Origin of the sequence: Treponema rectale, from assembly GCF_014202035.1 — a bacterium.
In the GTDB taxonomy this organism is placed as follows: domain Bacteria; phylum Spirochaetota; class Spirochaetia; order Treponematales; family Treponemataceae; genus Treponema_D; species Treponema_D rectale.
The window spans coordinates 764,990-777,077 of the sequence record NZ_JACHFR010000001.1; the positions used below are offsets into that span (position 1 = coordinate 764,990).

The following is a 12,088-nucleotide window of genomic DNA, read 5'->3' on the forward strand; positions in this document are numbered from 1 at the left end:
ACTGAGATTTTATTCTGAGTCTTTTACATAGAAAATTGCCGCAGCAGGCAGTCCTTCTGTCTGCTGTGACTTTACGAAGGTCCATTGCAGAAGCCGGTTGTCTTTTTTAACGACACGGATGTCACAGGAAAAGGATTCCTTCAGTTTTTTTCTGAGGGTTGTACTATTTGCAGTAAGAATGAAGTTTTCAATATATTCATCCCTGAGCCTCTGTTTTGCATACTGCTTTATAAAATCATCATAATCTGCTGCTTCAACAAAAAGTTTATCCATTCCCATTGCGGATTTTAAAATCTTAAAGCTGTTGTCAAGAAAATTTATAATTCCCAGAACATGATACTCTGCAGCCAGCTGCTGTATTACGGTACTTATTTCATCCTGATAGTTCTGCTGTTCCGGTATCTCCCGGAATTCAGGGTGGGCGCTGTAAAAATTTTTTTTGTCATGGTACATTGAAAACTCTGCTTTTTCTACAGTCTCTTCAATAGTTTCTGCATTTTCCTTCCAGTACCATCCGCAGGACGCAGCAGGATTTTCATCTTTTTTAAGAAGGTCCCTGAATTCTGATGCTTTTTTTATAAACTCGTCTTCCGGAGTATCCATAATCACTGCTATGAATTCATCTCCCGAGATTCTGAAGCAGTTTGAACTTCCAAAATTGTTTTCAAGAATTTTAGCAAAATTGCACAGAGTAATGTTACCGGCTTTATGACCCCTTGTTTCGTTTATCATTGAAAGTCCGTTTATGTCACAGAACACAACTCCGATGTCTGTTACGGAACTTTCCGTTTTGTATGCGTGGCAGAGGGCATTAAAATAATGAAAACTGTAAAGTCCGGTAAGGGAGTCCTTGTTGCAGAACTGCTCAAGTTCTTTCTGACTTTCAAGCACTGCCTTGTAAGAATCATTTATGTCCTGTACGTAAAGCATCAGGCTCTGATTATTCTCTTCATAATCTTTTGCAGGAATTATTTCAAGAAGGACCCATCTGTATTCACCGTTGGTAAGTCGTCTGTACCTTAATTTCAGGCTGCCTTTTTTTACGTTGAAATATTTTTTCAGATAATTTACGTCTGTCATCAGCCTGAAGGTTTTGAGGTCATCTGCATGAATATTTCCTGAATCAGCAAAGCCGGAAATCCATGTAGAAAATTTCTGTGAATATCCTGCCTGCCTGCTGTTTTCAGCAGAGTAAATCTTCACTATCTGATAGGAGTCTGTCGTAAGGTTTATTTTCATGATTTTATGAAACGAGCCTACAAGAAGTTCAAGGGTTTCAAGATAAAGGTTGTCTACTCCGCTTTTCTTTCTTCTTGATACAACCACCGGCATGTCTTCTACGATTTTTACCATGCCGAGACTCTGTTCAAAATCTTCAAGGGGAAGAGGCTTTGAATAGTAGAATCCCTGAATGCTGTCGCAGTCAAGATTGTTTAAGAAATCAACCTGTTCCTTTTTTTCTACGCCTTCTGCAGTTACATGCATACCCAGTTCTTTTGCCAGTGCAATGGTATGATCCAGAAGTCTGTCTCCACCGTAGTTTCCGATATAATCAACGAGGCTTTTGTCCAGCTTGAGGGTGTCAAAATGCATTGTGTTGAGCAGTGCAAGGGAGGAGTATCCTGACCCGAAGTCATCCATATGGAGTGAGAATCCGGCGTTATGAAATTCTTCTGCAATCTGCTTTATTTCTGCAATTCCTGCTGCGGCACTTTCTGTAATTTCAATAGGAATGTATTTAGGATCAATGTCTTTTTCTTCTATTATTCGTCTGTATATTTCAACAATGTCAAAATAATAAAGGCTGACTCTTGAAAGATTTATGGATACCGGTACAATCTTTCTTCCTTCAGAAAGCCATTTCTTCTGCTGGTTTACGACGGTTCTGAAAACATATTCATCAAGCTGCCTTATCATTCCGTTCCGTTCAAAAAGAGGAATGAAGGTCATTGGAGAAATAAGGCTTCCGTCATTCTGCTTCCATCGTATAAGAGCCTCAGCTCCTATCATGCGGTTGTCATCAGGACTGCATTTTGGCTGATACCAGACTTCAAATTTATTATTCCTCAGGGAGCGTTCAAAAGAATCTTCCAGCTGTTTTTCCTGAATGCGTTTTGCATCATCTTCATGGGAATAAAATTCATACCAGATGTTCTTTTTATCCCTGATGGATTTTTTTGCAGAGTTTGCTTCTCCAAAACAGAGTTCGATTTTTTTATCCGGAGTCCATCTTGTGATTCCAAAATAAGGAAGAAGCTGCGGCACGGATTTTTCTCTGGAGAGGACCGAAAGTTCCCGCATTATTTTTTCAAGGACATCAATTACTTCTTTGTTTGATGAAGAGTTTATGAACAGGGCAAAATAATCCCCGTTTATGTGACCTGCAATATCTCCGCTTTTTATTTCGCCGGATATTATTTTCCAGGTTTCCTTTAGAATCTCATCTCCAGTTTTTATTCCGCATACAGAATTAATTATCTTGAATGCATGAATGTCCATGGAAACGATGAAGCCGGATTTATTCTGGTCTATTATCTTCTGTTTAAAATAGTTGTAGTTGTTGCCGTTTGTAAGCGGATCCACGTAGGCATATTTTTCAAGTTCCCTGACTTTTTCGCTGGAAATATCTGCAAATCCCATTACTGCAATGTTTTCTTCTTCAGAAAGCCGTACGACTTTCATTCTGCAGTATATAGGCATTCCGTTATGTACAGCCGTAAAATCCTGAATGTACAGACCTTTTTCTTTCAGATATTCAATAAGAAATTCTTTTCTGGAGCTTCTGGTCATTGCATCTTTATCATCGACTGCAACGGAGTTTTTTATGTACATATCCATTACTACAGAATATTTTTTTAAGTTTTCAATGGAATAGCCGTATTCTTTTTTTATAAAAGGATTCATTCTGTAGGGTTTTACAAAATCTCTGTCCAGGTCGATGTAATAGACGCAGCTGTAATCCTGTGAAAGTGCCTCTATAAGCTGGTTTGAAAAGATATATTCATTTATGTTTTCTACTGTGCCGGAACATATAAGGGCTTTTCCAGAGGAGTCTTTTTTTATGACTCTCAGTTTTATGCGGTAGTTGGTATTTTTATGGGTAGAACGGACCATAACTGAGACTGAATCATGTCCGGCATCTATTTCTGTTGCAATGTTGAGTATTTTATTTGCGTCTTCAGGGCATACAAGGGGAGTAATACTATGAGGAGTATTTGTAAAGAATTTCTTGCAGGAAAAATCCTCCGCAAAAAGGTCGGAAGCAATCATCAGGCATTCCTGCGGGTAATACCTGAATGTATGGACTTTTATGTCCTGTAATGCCAGTTGTGTTTCCAGAGGAGGCTCGTAGTAGTATTTTCCGTTGTATTCAATATCTGACATCGCCCTTTTTTTACCTTCATAAACTTTTTTACTTAAGGCATATTATAGCAGTCAAATTTGAATCTGTCGAATAATTTTTTTTAATTATTTTCCAGTCAGGCTCTGGAGTTTTTCCCTTATAAAGTCTCCCTTGACCTTTAAGTCTATTGAATCTGTTTTCATGAACAGGCTGTTTGGATGCACAGGATCCAGCTTTATACGGCCTGCACTGGATTTTACAAGAGAAAGCAGTCTGTCTATGCTTACTTTTGTTTTCGGACTGAATACTGCTTCCACATTGCCCCTCTTTTCTTTTAGCGAGAGAATTCCAAGTTTTACGCAGAGTATCCTTATCTGAGCAAGGCTTAAAAGACTGGCGGCTTCATCAGGTACCGGCCCGAATCTGTCGGACATTTCTTCATAAATGCCGTTAAGTTCCTCTTCTGTCTGAATTGCGGCAATTTTCTTGTACAACTCCATTTTTGTCTGGGCATCACTTATGTAAGTGTCAGGAATGAAGCCCGTGTATTCAAGTTCAAGAAGAACGTCCTGTTTTTCGCTCCAGTCAGACTGGGTAAGCCGTTCGATTGCGGAGTTAAGGAGGTTAAGGTACATTTCAAAACCGACTGCATATACTTCTCCGCTCTGGTCTTTTCCCAGAAGGTTTCCTGCCCCGCGGATTTCCATGTCTTTCATGGCAATCTTGAAGCCTGAGCCCAGTTCCGTAAAGTCTGAGATTACCTGAAGCCTTTTCATTGCAACTTCACTCAGGGACTTGTTTTCTGGATACAGCAGGTATGCATATGCCTTTTTGTCGCACCGGCCTACACGTCCCCTTAACTGATAAAGCTGGCTGATTCCGTACATGTCAGCCCTGTCTATGATTATGGTGTTTACGTTTGGAATATCGATTCCGTTTTCGATTATTGTCGTAGCAACCAGAACGTTGAAGCCGCCCATCTTGAAACGTCTGAAAATGTCATCAAGCTGTTCACTGGTCATCTGTCCGTGGGCCGTGTCTATAATCATTTCAGGAACGATTTTTTCAAGTTTTTTTCTGGTTTCAAGAAGAGTCTCTACCCTGTTATGCAGGAAGAATACCTGTCCACCCCTTGCAACTTCCCTTCTTATTGCATTTGCGATTCTTTCGTCGTTAAAGGCTTCTATTACTGTTTCTACACTCTGCCTGTTCTGGGGCGGTGTGGTAAGAAGGCTCATGTCCCTGATTTTCAGAAGGCTCATGTGAAGCGTACGGGGAATCGGTGTCGCACTCATGGCAAGACAGTCAACGTTGTGCTTCATTTCCTTGAGTTTTTCTTTGTCCTTTACGCCGAATCTCTGCTCTTCGTCTATTATCAGAAGTCCAAGATCCCTGTACTGAATTGTTTTCTGCAGAATCTTATGGGTTCCGACAAGAATGTCAATTTCTCCTTTCTTGAGTTTTTCTATCGTTTTTTTCTGTTCCGCAGGGCTTATGAATCTTGACAGCTGTGCAATCTTAACCGGAAAGTTTTTGAATCTTTCTACGCAGTTTTCATAGTGCTGTTCTGCAAGAATTGTTGTAGGAGCAAGAAATGCAACCTGCTTTCCGCCCATTACGGCTTTAAATGCAGCCCTCATGGCGATTTCTGTTTTACCGTAACCGACATCACCGCAGACAAGTCTGTCCATCGGTACAGGTCGTTCCATGTCAGCCTTTATTTCCTGTGTAGCCGTATACTGATCAGGGGTGTCTTCATATGGAAAGGCTGCTTCAAAAGCTGCGTTCCATTCATTGTCTTTAGGAAATGCAAAGCCCTGGGAAGCCTTTCTTTTTGAATAAAGGTCGATGAGTTTTTCTGCAATTTCTTCAACTTTCTGCTGAACCTTTGATTTTCTTGCGCTCCAGCTTTTTGAACCGATTCTGTCCAGCCGGGGTTTTTCGTTTTCACTTCCTATGTACCGCTGAACAAGATTTACCTGTTCAATAGGAACAAAAGCGGTTTCGTCGTCTGCATAGAGCAGCTTGATGTAGTCCCTTTCCGTTCCCATGGACTTAACCCGCTCAATTCCCTGGAAAAGTCCTATTCCGTAATTTACGTGTACAATGTAGTCGCCGGGATTAAGTTCAACAAAAGTATCGATTACTTTGGATTTTGCCTTGCGGATTGACTTAGGAGTATTCTGCCGCCGTCCGAAAATTTCGTTTTCCTGTATTACGACAATTTTTTCATCAGTAACGGAAAAACCTTCCGAAATGCACTCTGGAATTATTTCTACGCTGTATTCCTTTACGATTTCGTTTATGCGCAGAGCCTGATTGGGATTGTCGGCATAGATGAATACCCTGAAGTTTTCGTTCTGCCAGAAAGAAAGCTGCTCTTTAAAATAATTGATGTTGCCGAAAAAGCTGACTGCTGCCTCACATTTAATTGTGCAGGAATTAAGCTCTGATTTTTCATCAGTATTTTCCAGACTTCTGAATCTGATTGTTTTTTCGTGCCCTGCAATAAGTGAATTAAAATCCAGAAGCATGTATTTCGGCATGAGGACCGGAAAGTTCTGTCTTGCAGTTCTGTAAGAAACTGAATATTCATTTTCGAGCAGCTGCACCGCGTTAAGGAGCCTGTCATAGTCAAGGCAGAAAACCGGAGTCTGTCCGTCTATATAATCCAGAACTGAATAAAGCCTGTCAAAAAGTACTCCGTAGAAAAGCTCTTCTCCTTCGCTTTCAAGGTTTACGCTCAGTTCCGTTAAAAGCCGTTCTTTTTCTGCCCTTCCTTCTTCCGTAAGGGCAAGATGTACTGTTTTTGAGCTGAATCTGTCTGTTGCAGAAGCGGAAGGGTCTTCTTCTCCTGCATTTTCCGGTTCTCCGTTATTCTGAATTTTTCCGTTCTTACGGTTTGTATCCCAAGCTGCAAAATCATTAATGATTCCGTCTGAATCTTCCTGTTCAAGAATTTTTTCTAAACGTCCTGTCAGTTCATCGTTCCAGACCACTTCCTTAAGGGGGTATACGATAAGAAAATCCAGGTTTTCTTTTGAAGTCTGGGTTTCAGGCTCAAAAGTCTTTATCTGTTCAACAGTATCAAAATCAAAGACAATTCTGTGGGCTGTTTTTTCACCGCACATGTAAAGGTCAAGAACTTCTCCCCTCAGGGCAAATTCGCCTTTCATGCTGACTCTGTTTACCCGTAAATATCCCTGTTCTGTCAGTTTTTTTGCAAACTCTTCCATATCAAGGGTCTGGCCTTTTTTTATACGGATAATCTGCTTTTTTGTATATTCCGGAGGTGGAACAGGAGTTACAAGAGATCTCTGGGGAATTATGAATACTCTCGGAAGGCATCCCCGCGGGTTTTTTGCTGAAAGTTTTGCAAGTACGCTTTCCCTCTCTCCGAATACGGCACTTCGTTTTGAAATGCTTCTGTATGGAATTGTTCCCCACCATGGAAACTTTATTATTTCTATGGAATCTCCTGCAGCAGAATGCAGGTCTGTTTCAAATTCATCCGCTTCTTTCTGGCTGGCCGTGATTACGATAAAATCTTTCTGTGTAGAAAAAGTTCTGCCTTCAAACTGTTCTGTATGAATTGTGTTTACTATGGTCCGGCTGATGAATTCTCCGGTAAAAAATGCCGGTAAGGCGCCTTTTAAGCCGTATATGTCCTGCAAAGGAGCTGAAGTTCCTTCCGTATCTGCTGCAGAAATTACAGCCTGATGAAAATCTTTCCATGCCCTGATAAGAGAAAGTAGTGAATTTGCTTTTAATGTATTCTTCATTTTTGTCCGATATAAAAATAAGGAGTATTATTTTGAAACGTATTCTTTTAGGTATTATATCTGTTATTTGTCTTTTTGCCCATAGTCTCTATGCTCAGGAAAATAAGGCAGAAGTATCAATAAAATTCTATGACAGGACTATGTATTATCCCGGCGACGTAAAGGATAATCCTGTTTATGTCCATGTTACTATAAAAAATACCGGCAGCGATACCTACAGGTTCAAGCTTGCTGATGACCGGGCTTTTTCCATGGATTTTTTCGGTTTTAACGTAAAGAACAGTCAGCTTCCTGCAACTTCTTCCCTTACAAGAAAGCGTACTACCAATAACAGCGTTTATTTCAGGGAAATTGCCCTTGAGCATGATGAAGAGTATTCTTTTATTGAAAATCTTAAGGACTATCTTGAAATAACAGAACCTTCTATATATTACATAGAACTTAAGTTTTATCCTGAACTTTATAAGCAGAAAAATACTTCCATCGTTTCAAACCGCCTCAGCCTTGAAATCAGACCTTCTCCGGCAGCTGCAGCATCTACCCTTATTCCTGTAGAAAGTAAGACACAGGCTGTGCTTCAGCCACAGGAAATCAGTCCTGACAAGGTAATTGAACAGACAATCATAGCAAGACAGAAGGCTCTCTGGGATCAGTTCTTCCTTTATATGGATCTTGAAGAAATCCTTAAGCGTGATCCTTCCCGCAACAGAAAATATAATTCAGTAAGTGCAAGTGAACGTGCAGACATGCTTGAATCTTTTAAGGCAGACCTTATGCTTTCAAGAATTGATCAGGATGTTGTTGCCATTCCATCTAAATTTGTGCTTGAAACTACAACTTATTCTCAGAATGAAGGTACTGTAAAAGTAAAGCAGTGGTTCAAGAATGATACCTACTACGAAGTAAAGAGATATACTTATTATGTACGTCAGAGAGACGGAATCTGGCAGATTTATGATTATTCAGTAGATAATCTTGGAACTGAGTAAAATGGCCGAAAAAAAGAAAGCTAAATATTTTTGCGAGAACTGTAACTCTGAGGTTGCCTGGAATGCCCGTTTCTGTCCAAAGTGCGGAAAATTCTTTGCAGCCGTACGCTGTCCTGAATGCGGTCATGTAGGTTCACACAGGGATTTTAAAACCGGCTGTCCTAAATGTCATTATACTTTTGACGGGGATACTTCTGTTCATCATGTGAATGCTGACGGTACTAAAGGCAGGCCGCGTCTTTCTTTTAAGTCCCGCAGGCGCATAAAGGGAGCTTTTGACACTTACAACAGCAGGAGACGTCACGAGGAAGACAGTGCCCCTTCATGGCTTTTTATTCCTTTTCTTGCCGTTCTCCTGGGAATTTTTGTCTTTATTTTCTTTAAATGCCAGTAATTGCCGCAGTCTGTTTTGATATTGACACAGCGGCAGGTTTTTAATATACTTTTTGCGTTGTTTGCCCGGGTGGCGGAATTGGCAGACGCGCTAGGTTCAGGTCCTAGTGTTCGCAAGGACATAGGGGTTCAAGTCCCCTTCCGGGCAGTTGCTAACTCTATATAATATAAGGAATTAGCAGGTTTAAAAAACGGACGTGACAGCAAGTTTGATAGCAATTCTTGTTTTAGGAGCGTTCCCCTATGAGAGTTACAGAACCTTATATTATCTTTCTTCGTGAATTAAAATCAGGCAAAATCGTGTATTATTATCATTTTCGGGATGAAAACGGCAGGCGTTCAGCTGCAAAATCTACCGGATGCACAAACCTTTATGTCATACAATAAGTTGAGAAGAATATAATTAAGTTTAATCCTGCCCTCGGCCTTTCATTCCGGAAAATAGAAAAGAAAAACCGTATACTTCTTACTGTAGCAGAAATAAAAGATATATATTTTTCTTCTAAATGGCATTTGGGAAATTTTCCTGGATATTTAGGGAAATATTCCCAAAGAATTTTTGGCGTTATGAAGTAAAATAACTTCAAAACAATTTTAGGAGAAACACAGTGAAAACTAAGCTTTTAAAATTACTGGCATTATTATTTGCAGGGGTAATGTTTTCTGGATGTCATGGAGAAGAAAAAAAAGAAATCATTACATGTAAACCTGAAAATTTTAAGGAAAAGATTTCCAGCCTTGAATCAGGCGGTACTTACAATGTTGCTGTAAAAGGTACAGTAAGTAATTATAATTCTTTTATTAAAAATGTACAGGCTGCCTTAAGCCAGGATAAGAGTGTCAAAATTTATCTCGATTTATCAGAGACAGAAGGATTAAAAACTTTTAACTCTGCTGCTTCTAATTTGCTCGGTATATCATTGCCGGCATCAATAAAAGAATTAAATTATAATAGTCTGAAGGGAAAGAATTTACGGTATGTTGATTTTCCAAAAGGCAATCAATATTATACGGTTGTAGATAAAAATTCTATTTATAATACTAAATATAAATCGCTGATTGCTGTTTTACAGACTGCAAAAGAATTGGATGTTCCTGAAGGAACGAACAGTATAGAAGGTTTTGTAATTTATTATTTAAATTCACTTGAAAAGGTTTCTTTACCATCTACTATAACACAAATACAAGTGGGAAATTTTGATTATTGTAATAATCTTACTTCCGTAACAGGAAAAATAAATACTTCATCGATTTATAGCATCTTTGAAGAATGTCCTAATCTAAAATTAGTAGATCTTAGAGGAAGTACTTTTAAGGATGTAGATTCATGTTTTTTAGGATTAGGAAAGGTTCAGGTAAAACTGCCGGAAACTGTTGAGAGAATTTATTCATCATTTAATGGATTGGCAGATACAGAAATTACTCTGCCGAAAAATGTATCCTGTATAATTAAGTCCTTTGAAAAGACTGAACTTTCAGATATTAAATTGCCTGAAAATCTCAAGGAACTTGTTCATTCATTTAATAACTGCAGCAAATTAAAGACAATTGAATTTGGAGAAAATCTTGAACTTTTATTAGGAGGATTTGATTCTTGTGCTGAATTAAAATCTATAACACTTCCGGCAAGTATTAAACGTATTACTCCTGAATGTATGATAATTGGCAAAGATCCTGTAAAAAGAAGTGAATGGAATTTTAATATAGACCTTGAAGATAAAACTAAATGGTTTTATATGTCGGAAAAACGTGTATATGATTTGGGGGTTTCGTACAATGTTATTTTGGAAAAACCTGTAGAAAGTGAAATACTTTCTTCCCCTGAAGCTTTAGGAAACTTCGTAAATAACCTGAAAACTGCAGAAGGAATTAAAGAAAACGATAAGATTTATGGAGATAGTTATCAGATTAATGGTATCTGGAAAAATGGGTATGACATTTATGTACATGGATATGATTATTATCGCTGATAAATTATAATCCTGATTTTATAAAGCTGGGGATGACCAATAAGTTCAAAAAATGTCATTTTCGGGTTCGACCCGAAAATCTATTTAATTACAATACGTCGAGTCAAGGCACGCTAACGCTTAAAGCCTTGACTTCGCCGTTTTGAGGGTTTGTACTACCCCCTCAATACAAGGGATTGCCGTGTCGAGCACGGCAATGACTCATACTTATTGGTCATCCCCTTCTTTTTTCTTAAAACAGAAAAGCCTGAGCATGAGGATTATTCCCCTGAAACAGAGCTCGGCAGTCATTGCAATCCATATTCCTGTCAGTTCGTAGTCTGTTATAAGAAGTGCAGACAGCCCCAGCCTTACCACCCACAGACTGAATAAAGCCATAAGCCCTGGAATAAAGGTGTCCCCTTTTCCCCTTAATGCTCCGGAACTTACAATTGCCGCAGCATAGAAAGGTTCACAAAAAAGTTCAATGCGGAGAACTTTAATGGAAAGTTCCTGAATTGCCTTATCAGGAGTAAGAAAAGAAAATACCAGTGGACATGCAAACCACATAACTACGGCTGCAAGACTCATCAGGCTTACTCCAAGGAGCAGCGTTATTACAGAAAAGGATTTTGTCAGGTCTTCCCTTTTTGCTCCGGTACTCTGGCCTACAAGGGTAATTGCTGATTCCTGAACTCCATAACCCGGCATATAGCACAGGGCTTCCGCTGTAGTTGCAAAAGAGTTTGCAGCAAGAGCCGTACTTCCTAAAGGAGCAATCATTCTTGCTACAATAACAAGTGCGCCGGTAAAAGCCGTGCTTTCAAGTCCAACCGGCAGGGCAATTCTTACTGCTTTTTTTATAACCGAAAGTTTTATTATCATTACTTTTCTGTTGTTCAGTTTAAGGTATTCATTTTTGAATACTGTATAATAAAACAGTCCTGCTGCAGTTACAAAAGCTGATGCAGCGGTACCCAGTGCAGCGCCTTTAACTCCAAGCTTAAGCTTGAATATAAACAGCCAGTTAAAGGCAATATCCATAAAACACATGAGGGCATTCATTATGGCTGGCAGTTTCATGTTACCGGAACACTGCAGCATTCCGCTCATAAGGTATACGGTTATGAACAGCGGCGTAGAAAGACCAAAAATTAAAAAATACCAGGAGGCATCAGTATTAATTGCAGAAGAAGACCCGAGCCAGAAAGGCAGTCTGTAACTTATGGCTGCAGAAACAGCGGCCAGTAAAAAGGAAAAAGCAAGACAGGTAAGAATAGAGTTAAAGAAAGTTTTTTTTGCATCTTCTTTATTTCCTGCTCCTGTAGCATGAGAAACCTGAACTGTAAAACCAAGACACAGTGCATTTGACAGGCTGCCTAAAACCCATGTAGAAGATGCAGTAAGTCCAATGGCGGCAGAAGCATCCGGACCAAGTCTTCCTGCCATGGAAGCGTCTATGTACTGCATGATTATTGAACTGATCTGGGCAATGATTCCCGGAATACTTAGTTTTACTGTATAGGAAACCTGCTGCCTTAAAGTGAGAACTGGATTTGTTTTTAGTATTTTAGATAGATCAAATGTCGAAGCCATAAATGTGTACAAACTTTATCAGAGTTTGTACAAGAC

The 12,088-nt window shown here is 39.4% G+C and carries 7 protein-coding genes and 1 tRNA gene; 5 read left to right on the top strand and 3 right to left on the bottom strand.

Features of this window, described 5'->3' with window-relative positions:
- Positions 1-9: 9 nt before the first annotated feature.
- Positions 10-3,384: a bifunctional diguanylate cyclase/phosphodiesterase gene (locus HNP77_RS03235; RefSeq protein ID WP_184651716.1), complete on the bottom strand. Its 3,375-nt coding sequence runs from the start codon at positions 3,382-3,384 to the stop codon at positions 10-12.
- 84 nt (positions 3,385-3,468) lie between these two features.
- Positions 3,469-7,125, bottom strand: coding sequence for a transcription-repair coupling factor (gene mfd, locus HNP77_RS03240; RefSeq protein ID WP_184651717.1), 3,657 nt, complete (start codon positions 7,123-7,125; stop codon positions 3,469-3,471).
- Positions 7,126-7,157: 32 nt separating this feature from the next.
- Between mfd and HNP77_RS03245 the strand changes: the two genes are divergently transcribed.
- The 5 genes from HNP77_RS03245 (at position 7,158) to HNP77_RS03265 (ending at position 10,477) form a co-directional block, all read left to right on the top strand.
- Positions 7,158-8,114: a hypothetical protein gene (locus HNP77_RS03245; RefSeq protein ID WP_184651718.1), complete on the top strand. Its 957-nt coding sequence runs from the start codon at positions 7,158-7,160 to the stop codon at positions 8,112-8,114.
- Position 8,115: 1 nt separating this feature from the next.
- On the top strand, positions 8,116-8,508 hold the full coding sequence (locus HNP77_RS03250; protein WP_184651719.1) for a double zinc ribbon domain-containing protein: 393 nt from the start codon (positions 8,116-8,118) through the stop codon (positions 8,506-8,508).
- Positions 8,509-8,571: 63 nt separating this feature from the next.
- Positions 8,572-8,655: transfer RNA gene (locus tag HNP77_RS03255), tRNA-Leu, on the top strand.
- A gap of 95 nt (positions 8,656-8,750) precedes the next feature.
- Positions 8,751-8,894: a hypothetical protein gene (locus tag HNP77_RS03260; protein WP_184651720.1), complete on the top strand. Its 144-nt coding sequence runs from the start codon at positions 8,751-8,753 to the stop codon at positions 8,892-8,894.
- A 221-nt stretch (positions 8,895-9,115) separates the two neighbouring features.
- On the top strand, positions 9,116-10,477 hold the full coding sequence (locus HNP77_RS03265) for a leucine-rich repeat protein (RefSeq protein ID WP_184651721.1): 1,362 nt from the start codon (positions 9,116-9,118) through the stop codon (positions 10,475-10,477).
- 207 nt (positions 10,478-10,684) lie between these two features.
- Here HNP77_RS03265 and HNP77_RS03270 read toward each other — a convergent pair whose 3' ends face one another.
- Positions 10,685-12,052, bottom strand: coding sequence for an MATE family efflux transporter (locus HNP77_RS03270; protein WP_184651722.1), 1,368 nt, complete (start codon positions 12,050-12,052; stop codon positions 10,685-10,687).
- Between the last annotated feature and the right edge of the window lie 36 nt (positions 12,053-12,088).

What these genes read in the sequence shown, in the direction of transcription:
- mfd (WP_184651717.1), bottom strand. Translation starts at nt 7,125, where the DNA reads ATGAAGAATACATTAAAAGCAAATTCACTACTTTCTCTTATCAGGGCA.
- HNP77_RS03260 (WP_184651720.1), top strand. Translation starts at nt 8,751, where the DNA reads ATGAGAGTTACAGAACCTTATATTATCTTTCTTCGTGAATTAAAATCA.
- HNP77_RS03250 (WP_184651719.1), top strand. Translation starts at nt 8,116, where the DNA reads ATGGCCGAAAAAAAGAAAGCTAAATATTTTTGCGAGAACTGTAACTCT.
- HNP77_RS03270 (WP_184651722.1), bottom strand. Translation starts at nt 12,052, where the DNA reads ATGGCTTCGACATTTGATCTATCTAAAATACTAAAAACAAATCCAGTT.
- HNP77_RS03235 (WP_184651716.1), bottom strand. Translation starts at nt 3,384, where the DNA reads ATGTCAGATATTGAATACAACGGAAAATACTACTACGAGCCTCCTCTG.